Source organism: Coprobacillus sp., assembly GCF_984815275.1.
The window spans coordinates 1-15,054 of the sequence record NZ_CFJNYH010000058.1 but is presented as its reverse complement, the minus strand read 5'-3'; the positions used below and the strand labels follow the sequence as shown (position 1 = coordinate 15,054).

At 31.2% G+C, this 15,054-nt stretch carries 16 protein-coding genes; 1 reads left to right on the top strand and 15 read right to left on the bottom strand.

The genetic code is table 11. The annotated features are described in order from the left end of the window. Positions 1-102 precede the first annotated feature (102 nt). The 8 genes from AC5M21_RS14805 to AC5M21_RS14770 all read right to left on the bottom strand — a co-directional run bounded on the left by AC5M21_RS14805 (position 103) and on the right by AC5M21_RS14770 (position 8,278). Positions 103-1,221: a 6-phosphofructokinase gene (locus AC5M21_RS14805; RefSeq protein ID WP_008789758.1), complete on the bottom strand. Its 1,119-nt coding sequence runs from the start codon at positions 1,219-1,221 to the stop codon at positions 103-105. A 268-nt stretch (positions 1,222-1,489) separates the two neighbouring features. Continuing rightward, complete coding sequence (locus AC5M21_RS14800) at positions 1,490-2,053, bottom strand: Maf family protein (RefSeq protein ID WP_017143741.1); 564 nt, start codon at positions 2,051-2,053, stop codon at positions 1,490-1,492. Beyond that, on the bottom strand, positions 2,046-4,178 hold the full coding sequence (pnp, locus tag AC5M21_RS14795) for a polyribonucleotide nucleotidyltransferase (RefSeq protein WP_017143742.1): 2,133 nt from the start codon (positions 4,176-4,178) through the stop codon (positions 2,046-2,048). Before pnp ends, AC5M21_RS14800 begins: the two co-directional genes overlap by 8 nt. A 116-nt stretch (positions 4,179-4,294) precedes the next feature. Next, positions 4,295-4,750 carry a hypothetical protein gene (locus AC5M21_RS14790; protein WP_008789760.1) on the bottom strand — a complete coding sequence of 152 codons (456 nt, stop codon included), beginning with the start codon at positions 4,748-4,750 and terminating at the stop codon, positions 4,295-4,297. A gap of 2 nt (positions 4,751-4,752) precedes the next feature. Then, positions 4,753-6,111: a magnesium transporter gene (mgtE, locus tag AC5M21_RS14785; protein ID WP_008789761.1), complete on the bottom strand. Its 1,359-nt coding sequence runs from the start codon at positions 6,109-6,111 to the stop codon at positions 4,753-4,755. Between the two features lie 160 nt (positions 6,112-6,271). Continuing rightward, the gene (gene rpsO / locus AC5M21_RS14780) at positions 6,272-6,538 is read right to left on the bottom strand and encodes a 30S ribosomal protein S15 (RefSeq protein ID WP_008789762.1); all 267 of its coding nucleotides are present in this window, start codon (positions 6,536-6,538) and stop codon (positions 6,272-6,274) included. Between the two features lie 122 nt (positions 6,539-6,660). Next, entirely contained in the window at positions 6,661-7,359 is a 699-nt protein-coding gene (locus AC5M21_RS14775; protein ID WP_008789763.1) for a class I SAM-dependent methyltransferase, read from the bottom strand. After that, positions 7,352-8,278: an AraC family transcriptional regulator gene (locus AC5M21_RS14770; RefSeq protein WP_008789764.1), complete on the bottom strand. Its 927-nt coding sequence runs from the start codon at positions 8,276-8,278 to the stop codon at positions 7,352-7,354. Before AC5M21_RS14770 ends, AC5M21_RS14775 begins: the two co-directional genes overlap by 8 nt. A gap of 134 nt (positions 8,279-8,412) precedes the next feature. Here AC5M21_RS14770 and AC5M21_RS14765 point away from each other — a divergent pair, with 134 nt between their 5' ends. Continuing rightward, the gene (locus AC5M21_RS14765) at positions 8,413-9,273 is read left to right on the top strand and encodes an NAD(P)-dependent oxidoreductase (protein WP_008789765.1); all 861 of its coding nucleotides are present in this window, start codon (positions 8,413-8,415) and stop codon (positions 9,271-9,273) included. Here AC5M21_RS14765 and AC5M21_RS14760 read toward each other — a convergent pair. From AC5M21_RS14760 to AC5M21_RS14730, 7 genes are all read right to left on the bottom strand, one after another. Continuing rightward, a complete protein-coding gene (locus AC5M21_RS14760; RefSeq protein WP_008789766.1) occupies positions 9,245-10,129 on the bottom strand; it encodes a DMT family transporter in 885 nt (294 codons plus the stop codon). The two genes, AC5M21_RS14765 and AC5M21_RS14760, sit on opposite strands and share 29 nt — an antisense overlap. A gap of 64 nt (positions 10,130-10,193) precedes the next feature. Further along, on the bottom strand, positions 10,194-10,625 hold the full coding sequence (locus AC5M21_RS14755) for a hypothetical protein (RefSeq protein WP_017143743.1): 432 nt from the start codon (positions 10,623-10,625) through the stop codon (positions 10,194-10,196). A 112-nt stretch (positions 10,626-10,737) separates the two neighbouring features. Next, on the bottom strand, positions 10,738-11,919 hold the full coding sequence (locus AC5M21_RS14750) for an iron-containing alcohol dehydrogenase (RefSeq protein ID WP_008789768.1): 1,182 nt from the start codon (positions 11,917-11,919) through the stop codon (positions 10,738-10,740). A 14-nt stretch (positions 11,920-11,933) separates the two neighbouring features. After that, positions 11,934-13,028 (bottom strand): aldo/keto reductase, encoded by a 1,095-nt coding sequence (locus AC5M21_RS14745; protein WP_017143744.1) that lies wholly within the window; start codon positions 13,026-13,028, stop codon positions 11,934-11,936. Between the two features lie 336 nt (positions 13,029-13,364). Then, positions 13,365-14,252: a LysR family transcriptional regulator gene (locus AC5M21_RS14740; protein WP_008789771.1), complete on the bottom strand. Its 888-nt coding sequence runs from the start codon at positions 14,250-14,252 to the stop codon at positions 13,365-13,367. 36 nt (positions 14,253-14,288) lie between these two features. After that, positions 14,289-14,720 carry an SDR family oxidoreductase gene (locus AC5M21_RS14735; RefSeq protein WP_008789772.1) on the bottom strand — a complete coding sequence of 144 codons (432 nt, stop codon included), beginning with the start codon at positions 14,718-14,720 and terminating at the stop codon, positions 14,289-14,291. Positions 14,721-14,728: 8 nt separating this feature from the next. Then, positions 14,729-14,899: a hypothetical protein gene (locus AC5M21_RS14730; protein WP_017143745.1), complete on the bottom strand. Its 171-nt coding sequence runs from the start codon at positions 14,897-14,899 to the stop codon at positions 14,729-14,731. Between the last annotated feature and the right edge of the window lie 155 nt (positions 14,900-15,054).

Sequence of the window (15,054 nt, the reverse complement as noted above, 5' to 3'; positions counted from 1 at the left end):
AACGCTAAAGCTAAAATCTTTACCACGCGTATAACACGTGGTATCAATTTATAATAAAATAATCCTCTGAATTCATTCAGAGGATTATTTTCGTCTTATATCTTATTCATCACCAAAGCATACGCCAATAGCCTTTGCTGCCCTAATAAGTTCACCATTAGGATCAACACGCTTTTGCTTTCCAAACTTAGCATCACCAATAACTTCTTCCAAAGAAGTATAATCCATAGTTTCACCATGAAGAGTGACAACATTTCCAAATAGACCTTCATCAATAAGTTCACAAGCCTTCACTCCAAAACGAATTGATAAGATTCTATCGTATGGAGTAATATCTCCACCACGAATTATATGTCCAGGATTTACTGAACGAACTTCATGATTTGGAATAACCTTTTCCAAATCATCAGCAACTTTTGCAGCCAAACCACTATAACGAACTGGATCAGGAGAATCTTCTACAATTTTTCCAATAACTTTTGTACCATCAGCATATTTAGCACCTTCAGCAACAGCAATAACTGTATAAGGCATTCCTTGTTCATCACGTTTAGCAACATGTTTAGCAATATTTTCAATCGTAAATGGAATTTCAGGAATTAAGCATACACCTGCATTCCCAGCCAAACCAGCATATAAAGAAATCCATCCTGCATCTCTTCCCATCAACTCACAGCAGATAACACGATGATGAGATTTGGCAGTTGTTTGTAAACGATCAATAAAATCAGTCCCTACACTCATAGCACTAATAAATCCATAAGTCAAATCAGTACTTGATAAATCATTGTCCATTGTCTTAGGCACACCAATAACTTGCACACCCTTTCTTGAAAAATCACGAGCACTCGTTAAAGTTCCATCGCCACCTAAAACAACCAATACATCAACACCAGCATCTTTTAGATTCTGAACACCAACATCACTCACATCTTTTTTGACTTTTCCGCCTTTTCCATCATCTACTAAATAATCAAAAAGATTATCTTTGTTAGAACTAAATAAAATAGTTCCTCCCTCTTTATAAATATTTTCAACTTTTTCTTCTGTTAATTCAATATAATTATTGTTATATAAGCCTCTATATCCATAAACATAGCCAATGACTTCCCAACCATATTTAGAGATAGCAGTTTTTGTTATTGTTCTAATAACGGCATTTAACCCAGGACAATCTCCGCCCCCTGAAAGCAATGCAATTCTTTTAACTTTCTTTTCCATATATTCATCCTCCGTTTTTTTCCTACTTATCCATTATAGTAAAATTTTAACAAGAAAACAACAACAAATGTATCCGTTTACATCATTTTTGAAATAAAAAACAACATTTCTAAAAAAGAAAATTCTTTCCATTTTCATATTAATAAACCATAATTGAATATTAGAAAACAAATTTGTACCTATTTATCAAATGTTTTTATCAATAAGAAAAAGCAGAGTTCTCTCTGCTCTCATGTAAATATAAATCAGAGAATTTCATATTCTCACCTCATGATTTATCCTTAATATTATTTAAAAATTCTTTAACATGCATGACAGGTAATCCAATAACAGTATCCTTATCACCCACAATACGTTCTACAAATGCAGATGCTTTGCCTTGAATACCGTACGCTCCAGCTTTCCCCATCCATTCTTCAGAATCAAGATAATCATTAATCATAATAGAAATATCTTTAAAATACACATCAGTTTGATCACAAAAAACTTCTAAAGAATCCCCATGATATATAGCAACAGCTGTATAAACTGTATGCTTATGATTTGATAATTTCTGTAACGTTTCATATGCTTCTTCACGATTTTTGGCTTTCCCAATAATGTTGTTTTGAAAATAAACAATCGTATCTGCTCCAATAACAATATCCAGTGGATATTTATGATGAATAGGCTCTGCTTTATCTTTGGCTAATTGGCACAGTCTTTCTTTAATTGGCAATGTCTCATCCATTGTTTCATCTATAGAAGAAGCATCGACTATAAAATCGATGCCTTCCCTTTCAAGCAATTCCTTTCTTCTTGGAGAAGTGCTTGCTAAAATAATTTTATTCACTTTCTTTTTTTTCTTCTTTCACAATTGGCTTAGGTAACAATGCTTTCCTAGAAACATTAACACCTTTATCAGTTATCTTGATGACTTTAACCTTAGCTGTATCTCCTACTTTTAAAACATCAGAAACTTTATTAATTCTTTCATGAGCTACATCACCAACATGTAAGAAACCATTTGTTCCTTCAAACAATTCCACAAAGGCAAATTTATCTTCAACCCTAACAACCTTACCATCATAAACTTCACCAACTTCAGCTTTTTTAACGATATTTTCAATTAATTTAGCTGCAGTATGAATGGCATCCTGATCAAAATGATAAATAGTAACACGACCATCTTGTTCAATATCAATTTTAACATCATTAGATTTTTCAATAATTTCATTAATGTTTTTACCACCAGGTCCAATAACATCTTTGATCTGTTCTGGTTCAATTCTCATCATGAAAACTTTTGGAGCATATGGACTTAATTCTTTTTTAGGTTCAGCAATTGCCCCTAACATACAATCCATAATTTGTTGTCTACCAACATTGGCTTGAGCTAATGCTTCTTGTAGAATTTCTTTTGTAATTCCTTCAATTTTAATATCCATTTGTAATGCGCAGATACCTTTTTTAGTTCCTGCAACTTTGAAATCCATATCACCTAAATGATCTTCCATACCTTGAATATCAGTTAAAATTGTATAATCATCACCTTTTTTGACAAGTCCCATTGCCACACCACTCACTGGATTACTAATAGGTACACCAGCAGTCATTAAGGCCATAGAAGATGCACAAATAGATGCCTGAGAAGAAGACCCATTAGATTCTAACACTTCAGAAACAAGACGAATTGTGTATGGAAATTCATCTTCACTAGGGATAACTTGAGCCAATGCTCTTTCACCTAAAGCACCATGACCAATTTCACGACGACCTGGCGCTCCCATTCTTCCTGTTTCACCAACTGAATATGGTGGGAAGTTATAATGATGCATAAATCTTTTTTGATCCTCTAAACCTAATCCATCAATTTTTTGGTGTTCTCCCAAAGCTCCTAAAGTACATACTGAAAGAACTTGAGTTTCTCCACGTGTAAACAATGCAGAGCCATGAACTCTTGGCAATAAATCAATTTGTGCATTTAATGGACGCACTTCATCAATTTTTCTTCCATCAGGTCTAATTTTATCTTCTGTAATTAATCTTCTCACTTCATCTTTTTCTAAATCATGTAAAACAATTTTCACTTGTTTTAAGACTTTAGCTTGTTCTTTTAAATCAGCATAATCTCTATTTTCAAATAATGTGACAACTTCAGCATTAATATCATCAATAGCCCCATATCTTTCTAATTTACCAGGAATAGAAACAGCCTTAATCATTCGTTCTTTTGCCAAAGACTCAACTTCTTCAACAATTGCAGAATCTAATTCAAATAATGGAATTTCAATTTTTTCTTTACCACAAGCTTCTACAACTTTTTCTTGGAATGCAATTAATTCCTTAATCTTATCATGACCAAACATTAAAGCATTTAACATTGTTTCTTCATCCACTTCCTTAGCATCAGCTTCAACCATATTAATCGCTTCTTTTGTCCCAGCAACCTCAAGATTAATCAAACTTCTTTCCATGTCTTCTGGACCAGCATTGATTGTAAATTCACCATCAATCAATCCAACATTTACACCAGCAATTGGCCCATTAAATGGAATATCAGATAAGCATAACGCAAGTGATGCACCAAACATTGCAGCCATTTCTGGAGATGCATTTTGATCAACAGATAACACTGTATTTACAACTTGTACTTCATTTCTAAAGCCATCAGCAAACAATGGTCGAATTGGTCGATCAATCATACGAGCAGTTAATGTACCATGCTCACTTGGACGCCCTTCTCTTTTTAAGAATCCGCCAGGAATCTTTCCTACCGAATATAATTTTTCTTCATATGTAACAGTCAATGGGAAAAAGTCCACATCTTTGGGTTCTTTCCCTGCTACAGCAGTTGACAAAATAACTGTATCATCATATCTCACTAAAACCGAACCATTGGCTTGTTTAGCAAGTTCTCCTGCTTCTACAGTTAATGTCTTTCCATAAAATTCTAAGTTAAACACTTGTTTTGACATTATATTTCCACCTCATTCATTATCTAAGTTATTATAGCATAATTTACTTTAATAACAAAACATTTCTTTTTTTTATAACCAAAAAAAGACAAAAAGAAAAGCATTTATGAAAATACTTATCTTTTTATCTCTAAGAAATGTTCTCTATGTATGCCAATATGACCAATTCCTAAAATAATTGTTGAAAAAACAAGTATCCAATGTCCCTGTGACAAACCCAATATAAAAAAGGCAATTACTGGCAAAGTGGCGCCAGCCAAAGGGATATTTAAATAACTACAATAAAAATCAGACAATTTCTTCTCACTTTTAAAATATTGTATCCAATACCCTTCATACATAAGCATGACGACAAATGAAACCAAGACAAAGAGATTCCAATGCATAGTTTCAAACATAATAACTCCAAAACAGCAAACAAGCACTTCACCAAGTCTTTCACACATTAATAAAATTTTGTTTTCATGACTTGAATCATAATTCTCTGGTATATTTTTAGCCCATATCATATTAGGAATAAATAACATAAATAGGTAAACAATGCCAACAATTGATATATGCATATTTTTCATTTCTATAATCCCAAGAAAATTCCTGCAACATTGAAATAAACAATTAATGATAGAGCATCAACAATCGTTGTAATAAACGGACTCGCCATAACTGCTGGGTCAAATCCGATTTTACTCGCTAAAATCGGTAATGTACAACCAACCAATTTCGCTACAACAACAGTTACAAACAATGTCATACACACAACAAAAGCCACAAGTATTGATGTACGATCAATAAGTAATATTTTTCCGAAATTTGCAAGTGATAAAGTTGCTCCAACAAGAATAGATACCTGCATTTCTTTCCATATGATTTGTGGCAATTCTTTAAATTCAACTTCGTCTAGTGACAAAGCACGAATGACTGAAACAGAGGCTTGAGACCCACAATTCCCACCTGTATCCATTAGCATTGGAATAAAAGCAGTTAAAATAACACAAGTCGATAAAGCCGCTTCGAATCCCTGAATAATCTTCCCTGTTATTGATGCCGATATCATCAATAACAACAACCATGGAATACGTTTTCTATATGTTTCAAAAACACTTGTTTTCATATAAGGCTGATCAGTTGGAGTAATAGCAGCCATCATTTCAATATCTTCAGTAGCTTCCTCTTCTAAAATATCCATGACATCATCTACTGTAATAATCCCAACCAAACGATTTTCGTTATCAACCACTGGCATAGCTGCAAAATCATATTTTTGAAATTGCTTTGCAACTTCTTCCTGATCATCCAGCGTATGAACAGTAATGATATTCTCATTCATCAAATCCTTAATACTTTCCTTAGCATCTGCCAAGATAATTTCTCTCAATGTCACAATTCCTAACAAATGTTTTTGAACATCTGTCACATAACAAATATTAATCGTTTCTTTGTCTACACCTGTCTTTCGGATACGTTCAATAGCATCCATTACACTCATATAAGCACGCAAATCAACAAATTCAACAGTCATAATACTTCCTGCAGAATCCTCTGGATATTTCAATAAATTATTGATATCACGACGGGTTTCTTTATCCGTTGCAGCTAATACTTTTTTGACAACATTAGCTGGCATCTCTTCAAGCATATCTACAGCATCATCTGAATATAAGTCATTCATTATCTGTCCGATTTCACGCATTGTCAATGATTCAATAATCATTTGCTCATATTCCACTGGAATATAAGAAAAAACATCAGCTGCACTATCTTTAGGTAAAAGTCTAAATACCCGTACAACATCTTCTTTTATCTCTATTGTCTCAATGATTTCAGCAATGTCTGCCTCATTAAGATCTATTAACAATTCTCTAATTTGATGATATTTTTTATCATCTAAAAGTTCTTTAATTTTAACTTCCAATTCTTCAATTCTTTCTTCCATAATTGCTCCTCCTGAATTTGATTGTTGTCTATAAAACAGGGCTCGGGAACATCATTATCTTTATACAACATACAATCACATCCTTTCGTCACAATTCATCAATTATTATAACAAAATCAAAACAAAAAGGATATTGTTTTTTCAACAATATCCTTTATGACTATCTTCTTAATCCTAATTTATCAACTAATGTTGTATATCTATCAAGATCTTTATTTTTTAAATATTTTAATAAATCTCTTCTTCTACCGATTTTCTTTAAAAGACCTCTATTAGAATGATGATCTTTTTTATGAACTTTAAAATGTCCATTTAATTTGTTGATATCAGCAGTTAATACAGCAATTTGTACTTCTGGAGAACCTGTATCTCCTTCTTTCGTTGCATATTCTTTCATGATAGCAGTTTTTTCTTCTTTAGTTAACATTTATGTTTCCTCCTTTTGTTTAACTTAGCCAAATCCAAGGTATAGGTCGAGGACTCTTATATCCTAGAGATAGCCGCACTTGTTATTATATAGAAAGTTATGAAAAAGTCAAGATAATTTCGTTAAATCTCTTTACGATAGAAGACATGGTGAAAAAAAGCAATAGCTTGAAATTCAGAAATTGTACTGACTCTTTCCTCTATTTCAATCATATTTTCCTGCCACTCCTCTTCTGTTTGAACGTTTTGATTTTGCTGTAAATCCCAAAACGTACGAATCCCTAAAGTTTTCTCTAATACAAATCGTTTTTCCCATCTACAAATATCCTGATCATCAAAGTAATGGATTTCACCAAAATCTTGTGCATATCCATTTTGACCATCTAAAATTTGATGAGCAGTTTCAAATTCATTGAGTAAAACCACCATTTGCATGACTCTTCCCATCTTATTATGTTTAACAACTGATAAAGATCCTGCCGGTTTTAAAAGTCTATAAAATTCTTTAACAACCTCTTCTCGACACTGAGCATATTCTAAAACATTGTGACAGATAATAACATCAAAAGATTCTTTCTTTTGTTTTCTTAATTCTTCTAATCCACCAACAATTTGAATAAAGGAATTCTGATAAAGCATATCTTTAAACATATTTTGATTCGGCTCTATTGCAATGACTTCATTATCTTTAGCTAAATACGAAGCCATAACACCATTTCCACTCCCAAAATCAAGAATTCTCTTATTCTTGATTTGTCCTAATTGTTTATATGTTATTCTTTTTTGGAGAAGCTCCCAAGTCGGAATTGTCTCTTTATTCATTATTATCACCAAATTTAATTGTATCATGATCTAAACAGGAGTCAAGAACAGGTATCCAGTATTCTATCAAGCTCACACCTTGCTCATCAATCTGTTCGCCATACTTCACAAAATCATACATACAATTTTGATTAAACAATAAAGTTGTTTCTAAAAACCACTGACCATAAATGTATTCCACAATCTCCTGCATACTTTCTTCATTATGTCCTTTCAAAGAAAATACAATATATTGTGAAGCAGGTAAGGTTTTTGTTATCATTTTTGCTGGAATATCTTTTAAATCCTCTACTTCAGCAACTGCATAATAATCAAAACAAGGTTGTACTCCATTTTTTTCAAAATGTGAATAGTCATTGATACCAACCACAAAATCATTATCTATTCGATTTAAAATGAGATGTTTATATTTATGTAATTGATACCAACACCTGCCAATCACGCCAAAACCTTTAGAAGTGTTGGCTTTCACTCCAACAAATAACATATGATTCTTTTCTTCAATTCTAACATCAAATATTTTTGTTTCACTTAACGCAAGGCAAGTCTCTGATACTTCGTATTTCACTTGCACAGGATTATACTTTTGTTTACGACGATAAGTATTTGGTGTCACATGATATAAATTCTTAAAAGCTTTAGAAAAAGAACGTTGAGACGCATAACCTGCCTGTAAAGCAATTTCAATAATTCTTTGATTTGTTTTCACCAATAGTCCTCCAGCTTCACTCAAACGTCTTCTTTGGATATAAGTATGAAGAGGAAAATGGGTTAAAGCAGTAAATAAACGATGTAAATGATACTTTGAATAACCAAAGTGCAATGCAATACAATCAAGATTTAAATTCTCATCATAAAGATGATCTTCAATAAAATTCAAAATCTCTTCTATCAATTCTTTATTTGTAGATTTATTCATCCTACCAACCTCCCTATTCCATTATATAACGTCTTTCTTATTTATTTGACATCAAATTTGCTATAGTGGAGAAAGAATGATACCAAATATGTTTTATCCATGATAAAATATAAAAAATCAAGGAGGAATATATAATGAAAAAAATAGCATTTATAGGTGTAGGTGTTATGGGGAAATCTATGGTTCGCAATTTAAATAAAGCTGGATATCATACCACAATTTTTACACGTACAAAATCAAAAGTTGATAATCTCATAAATGAAGGTATATACTGGTCTAACACAATTAAAGAATGTGTTCAAAATAAAGACATTATTATGACAATGGTAGGTTATCCAAAAGATGTTGAAGAGATTTATTATGGAAATCATGGAATCCTAGAAAATGCCAAGGAAAATGCAATTTGTATTGATTTTACAACATCTGCTCCAGCTTTAGCACAAAAAATCTACACTGATGCAAAAATGAGAAATATAAAAAGTTTAGATGCTCCTGTTTCTGGTGGTGATATAGGCGCTAAAAATGGAACACTTTCAATTATGGTTGGAGGTGACTGGGATGTTTTTGAAGATGTTTATCCACTTTTTCAAATTCTTGGTCAAACAATCAATTATGTTGGTCAGGCAGGACTTGGTCAACATACTAAAATGACAAATCAGATTGTGATAGCTGGAACAATTGCAGGTGTTGTAGAAGCTATTCATTATGCTCACCAGACCAATCTTGACACAGACACAATGATGAAGTGTATTAGCAAGGGCGCTGCTGGAAGTTGGCAATTAGAACATAATGGACAAGCCATTTTAGATAACAATCTTCAGCCAGGATTCTATATCAAACACTTTATCAAAGATATGAAAATCGCTCAGGAAGAAATGAGCGATCGTGATATCGAATTAGAAATATTGAATAAAGTTTTAGAAATGTATACAAACTTAAATAAAGATGAACTAGGCACACAAGCGCTTATTCATCATTATGAGAAAGAGAATTAGTTCTCTTTTCTTTTTGTCCATTCATCATATAAATCGCAATTGCCAAAATCACAAATCCTATAAAGTGAATAATATCAAACTCCTCATTCAAAAACAGCAGTGACTCAATATAAGTAATAATAGGATTTAAACTTAGAAAAAAACTTGTTTTTAAAGCCCCAATAACACCAATCGAACGCATATAAGTCACTTGTATAAATGCAAATCCAATGCCTGATATAATCAAAAATAATAACCAATGAAACAAAGAAATTTCAAATAATGGTTGTAATTGAAATTGTCCTTGAACAAAACAATGAATAGCTAAAAAGAAAAAACCAAACAATAATTCATAAAATGAAAGGATCAAGGAATTATGTAACTTCCATTTTTGAATGCATACATTTGCCAGCATATATAAAACCATCCCTAGAAACAAATACCAGAAACCTATTTTAATTGAAAATATTTGAAAACGTATGGATAACAAAAAAGCAAAAACTGTCATGCCAATTGCAATATATTCTTTCATATTGCCCTTTTGTTTTAACAACAACAAAGAAAATACAAAAGTAAGGATTGGTGCCAAAGCATTCATAAAAGCATTGTCTATCCCTTTGACCTGATTCATTCCTAAAAAAGTAAAAAAGAAATTCAAATAAATTGCTAAAATTCCAATAGCTAATGCTTTGTTCTTATAATTATATTCAAAAGAAATATTTTTCCATTTTAAATAAATCCCTAAAAAAATAAGAGATAAAAAAACACGCATTGTCGCTAATAATAAAAATGGTATTTCATCCAGAAGAAGTTTCATAACAATAACATTACTTCCCCAAAAAAAACTTGCCAATAAAAGTTGTATATATATAGACATAGAATCACCAAGATAAGTATGCACAATTATTTATAATTTAACAAAAAATAAGCAGAAAATCTGCTTATTGATTGTTCACAATAGATAAAAAACGATCTATATACTCCTGATCCATTTGTATATACTCAAAATTTTTATCACTTGAAATCTTATGTGGTTTATATTGCATAATTAGACGATCCATTTCTACAAGTTCACTATATGTATGCTTTTCATATAACGGAAGAGTATAACAGTCACCTATTGAGATTGTTTTTCCATTTTTAAATTTGATTTGATAATAGAAGTCTCCTTTATCATATAAAAATAGCAAACGTGAACCATAAAAACCAGTTTCAACCTCTTGAATTTGTTCTAATGCATATTTTTCTCCAAAAGGATGCAATGGTGAGTAATCAATCATTTGACTTGGAGAAATCGTAGTTAAATTAACAAATGATATTGACAATATTCTTGATGTGTAAATTTTTTGACCAATAAAAGACCCTTGAATCAAAACTATCTCCAATCCTAAAATAATCAAATTACAAACGAGAGAAACAGCAAAATCAATCCTAAAAAATGCTTAATTCCTCCCCAAAATGATTCCTTTTGAAATTTATGATTAACTATAAGCACATTTTATAGATATTTAGACAATCTTCTCTTGTAAGTACACGATAGGCTAAAGGTAAAGATTCTTTGCCATAACAAGCCTTAATACTCATATCTTCAAAATGTCTATCATCAATACCTAATTCACTTAAAGTGACAGGTAATCCTAATTCATCTTTAATGAATGATTGCAATGCTTCAATAGCTTTATAAGCGACTTCAACCTTATCTTCATCATCTCCAATCCCCATAACATTGACTCCAAATCTTGCAAAATCTGGTGCGGTTGTTGGATCTTTATCTAAAACATATTTCATCCATTTTGGTGTAATGATAGCCAATCCTAGACCATGAGTTAAATCAAATGTTGATGAGAGTTGTTCTAATGCATGTAATTGTGCATTTGTTTTATATCCTGATGTACAGAAACTATTTAATGCCCAACTAGCAGCCCAAAGCATAGTTGCTCTTGCTTCATAATTTGTTGGTTCTTTAATTGCGACAGGAAGCTGTTCTCTAACTATTCTAAGTAATGTTTCTACGACATTAAATTGTAATGGATATTTTTCACTATTAACAAAATAGTTCATATCAAATAAGTGAGCCATAATATCATATCCGCCACAAGCTGTTTGTCTTGCAGGGACACTAAATGTATTTGTAGGATCTAGAAAAGCTGCTTTCGGTCTAATTAGTTCACCATTGATCCCACTTTTAATACCTAAATCAACATTCGCAATCACGCAAGATTTATCCATTTCACTACCAGTAGAAGCGATTGTTGGCATTGCAATAACCGCTAATGCGTTGTTCCATTTCACTTTACCTTCTACTAAATCCCAGATGTTGTCTGATTCACTCATAGATGTCGCAGCAATCGCTTTACAACAATCTATTGTTGAACCACCACCAATCGCAAGAACAGTTTGAATACCATTTTTTTTACACATAGCCACACCTTTATTAACTGTCGTATGCCTTGGATTAGGTTCGACTGCCCCTAATTCAAAAACTTGAATATTGTTGCTTTCTAATTCATTGACAACTTTGCTGTATAGTGGAGAATTTTTTATAAATTCACCGCCATGTGCAATCAATATCTTATTACCATACTTCAATACTTCATTATGTAAGTTTTTTAATTGATTTTTACCGAAATATACTTTTGTTGTATTTTGAAATTGAAAATCGTTCATCTTTATACTCTCCTTTATTTATCAAATATTTTTGAAATTTCTTTTAAATATTTTGTAACAGTTAAATGTTGAGGACATATTTTTTCACATTGTTTACATCCAGTACAGTCACTTGCTTTTCCATATGCTTTTGTATGCACATCATAATAATAATCACTATTCCAATCATTGAATTGAACTTTTGCATTATAACAAGCAAATAAATCAGGTATTAATATTTTTTTAGGACATCCGTCCACACAATAACAACAAGCAGTACAATCAATGCCTCCTAAACTATCCAAAATATTTTTAACTTTATCAATGGCTTCATATTCTTTTTTGTTTAATGGTTGAAAATCTTTCATATAACTTATATTATCTTTTAACTGTTCCATATTACTCATACCTGATAAAACTTTATAAACACCATCTAAACTTGCTGCAAAGCGAATAGCATAGTTTGCATAACTACCTCCATGAAGTTCATCAAAGACAGCTTTTGCCTGATTAGGCAAATTCACTAAACCTCCACCTTTGACTGGTTCCATAATTAAGACTGGCTTATTGTATTTTCTACACACTTCATAAACAGCTCTACTTTGTACACTGGCATCTTCATAATCTTTGTAATTCAATTGAATTTGGACAATTTCTATTTCAGGATGTTCTTTTAAAATCACATTTAAAACATCTGCTTTATCATGAAATGAAATGCCCATATGTTTGATTTTTCCTTCTTTTTTTAATTCTTGAACAATTTTATATGCATTACATTCTTGAAAATATTGATAGATTGCTTTATCTTGAGCATGCATGAGATAATAGTCAAAATATTCAACACCACAAACTTTTAACTGTTGTTCAAACAAAGGTCTGATTTGTTCTTCTTTGTTAAAAAAATGTACACTGAGTTTATTTGTAAGTATATAACTATTTCTATCATACTTTGAGGTTAAACAATTTTTTAAAGCAAGTTCACTTTTTTGTTTGACGTAACCATGTGCTGTATCAAAATAGTTAAAACCATATTTCATTGAATAATCGACCATTTTTTGAAATTCTTCTAAATCGACTTCGTCACCTATCATAGGTAACCTCATACAGCCAAAACCTAATTTTTTCTCCATATTTTAAATTTCCTTTCCCAATTGATATTCTTTTTTCAGTGTATCCATTTTTTCTATATCATCTTCTTAAATACAGTAACCACCATTATCTTGACAAACACAACAACCTAAACATGGCTTAAATGACAGTAATGAAGATTCATTTTTTCAACACGATGACCACTTCCCCTTGCTCATATTTCAAAAGATTTAACAAGTTTATTGGTATTTCCATTTTTTCTAGCACTACTCATTAAAATGAATACTTTATTCATTTATAGCATCTCCTTTTCTATATTTATTGTAAAAAAAATAAGAAATTGAAACAATTTCAATTTCTTATCATAATTATAAGTTTTACTTATTTAAAAGATTTCTAAACATTTGAGCAAATTCTTCTATATAATAATTTGCTCTTTCTTTATGCCAACAAGCAAAATAATTTCTTTGTAGAGATTGCCCATTTCTTTTTAACGGTATTCTTTTAATCCCAGAAATAGTTTCAGGTAATTGACCAATTTGATCTATTGGTAAAAAACCACGATTACTTAAAACCATTAAACGTGCTTGATCTAAAGATTCAGCATATAAGAAACGATGTGATATACCTAAACTTTTCTCATAAAATTCTCTTTCAGAATCTTCTTTACCTTTAGAAACAACTAATATACAAGACATGTTCCTTAAACCTTCTACTGATACTTCTTTTTTATGAGCCAGAGGATGTTTTGATGATATTTCTATGAAACAGTCGCTATATTTTAATTCAAAATTATAGTAATCATCATGAAAAGTTCTCCTTTGTTCACTGATTTTCATATCTACTTGCTGATTCAATAAATATTCAAATAATTCTTCATGAGTACCACTCATAATAGAAACATTGACTTCAGGGTATATATTTGTAAATTCGACAATAGTTTGATGGAGTTCTAAAGAACTAAAGTTTTTAGGATAACCAATCGTTAAACTTAATTCTCTATCTTTCCCACGTCTAATTGTTTCTTCTTTAAAATCCTCAATTTCATCTAACAAGACTTTTCCATGACGATAAAAATATTCACCCGCTGGTGTTAATGTAAACTGTCTATTTTCTCTTACTAACAATTCTACACCTAATTCTTTTTCTAACGATTTGATTTGTTGCGATATGGCTGATTGCGAGATAAAACATTGTTCAGCAGCTTCAGTAAAACTATTACAATCTATCACAGTCATAAAATACTTCATTTGCTTAAATAGCATCAAATTCACCTCTTTATAGCATTATAACATTAATTATTAAGGTTTTAAAGGTCCGTAATAATATGAAGCCGTAGCACCTCCATCAATTATAAAATCACTTCCTGTAAAAAATGAACCTTTATCACTCATCAGTAATTCGGCAACATTAGCAATTTCATCAGCCGTCCTAGGTCTTTTGACTGGACACTTTTTGAACATATTTTTATAAAAATCTCCTCTATGTCCATTGAATTCATCAACAGCAAAAGTTGTCACAACAATATTAGGAAATATAGAATTAGTTCTCGCTCCTTTTTGTCCCCATTTTACAGCCTCGTACATCACTCTTTTTTCATTACAACGTTTCGCATGTCGATAAGTATGTAATGTATCTTTAATATTTTGCTGTTGTAATATTTCTAAATCTAGTAGTTCTTCTGTTGGAGTTGTTGCAAGTTGTTCATCAATAATTGCATCTAATTGTTCCATTCTATGTCCTAATTGACTTGAAATGGTAAAACATCCTGAATAACTTTTCCAACTTCTTCTAATAAAACAGCGGTTTCATATAAATCAACTTTTAAGGTAGATTGTCTTGATGATAAATTGATACAAAATGGAACAACATCAAATCCTACTTCATTCATAAGTAAATATTTAAAATACAATGAGTGTATCAATACTTTCTATAATATTTTACTTTCTAAAATATAGATAAAAAAAGATGCATGATGCATCTTAATAGGCTCTATAATTTAACTGGAGGATTTAAATAAATCTTTCAGTTTTATTTTATATTAAAATAGACATAACTATAACCTTG

Coding starts and splice junctions, on each gene's coding strand:
- AC5M21_RS14805 (WP_008789758.1), bottom strand. CDS start 1,221: ATGGAAAAGAAAGTTAAAAGAATTGCATTGCTTTCAGGGGGCGGAGAT.
- pnp (WP_017143742.1), bottom strand. CDS start 4,178: ATGTCAAAACAAGTGTTTAACTTAGAATTTTATGGAAAGACATTAACT.
- AC5M21_RS14790 (WP_008789760.1), bottom strand. CDS start 4,750: ATGAAAAATATGCATATATCAATTGTTGGCATTGTTTACCTATTTATG.
- mgtE (WP_008789761.1), bottom strand. CDS start 6,111: ATGGAAGAAAGAATTGAAGAATTGGAAGTTAAAATTAAAGAACTTTTA.
- rpsO (WP_008789762.1), bottom strand. CDS start 6,538: ATGTTAACTAAAGAAGAAAAAACTGCTATCATGAAAGAATATGCAACG.
- AC5M21_RS14775 (WP_008789763.1), bottom strand. CDS start 7,359: ATGAATAAAGAGACAATTCCGACTTGGGAGCTTCTCCAAAAAAGAATA.
- AC5M21_RS14770 (WP_008789764.1), bottom strand. CDS start 8,278: ATGAATAAATCTACAAATAAAGAATTGATAGAAGAGATTTTGAATTTT.
- AC5M21_RS14765 (WP_008789765.1), top strand. CDS start 8,413: ATGAAAAAAATAGCATTTATAGGTGTAGGTGTTATGGGGAAATCTATG.
- AC5M21_RS14760 (WP_008789766.1), bottom strand. CDS start 10,129: ATGTCTATATATATACAACTTTTATTGGCAAGTTTTTTTTGGGGAAGT.
- AC5M21_RS14750 (WP_008789768.1), bottom strand. CDS start 11,919: ATGAACGATTTTCAATTTCAAAATACAACAAAAGTATATTTCGGTAAA.
- AC5M21_RS14745 (WP_017143744.1), bottom strand. CDS start 13,028: ATGGAGAAAAAATTAGGTTTTGGCTGTATGAGGTTACCTATGATAGGT.
- AC5M21_RS14740 (WP_008789771.1), bottom strand. CDS start 14,252: ATGCTATTTAAGCAAATGAAGTATTTTATGACTGTGATAGATTGTAAT.
- AC5M21_RS14735 (WP_008789772.1), bottom strand. CDS start 14,720: ATGGAACAATTAGATGCAATTATTGATGAACAACTTGCAACAACTCCA.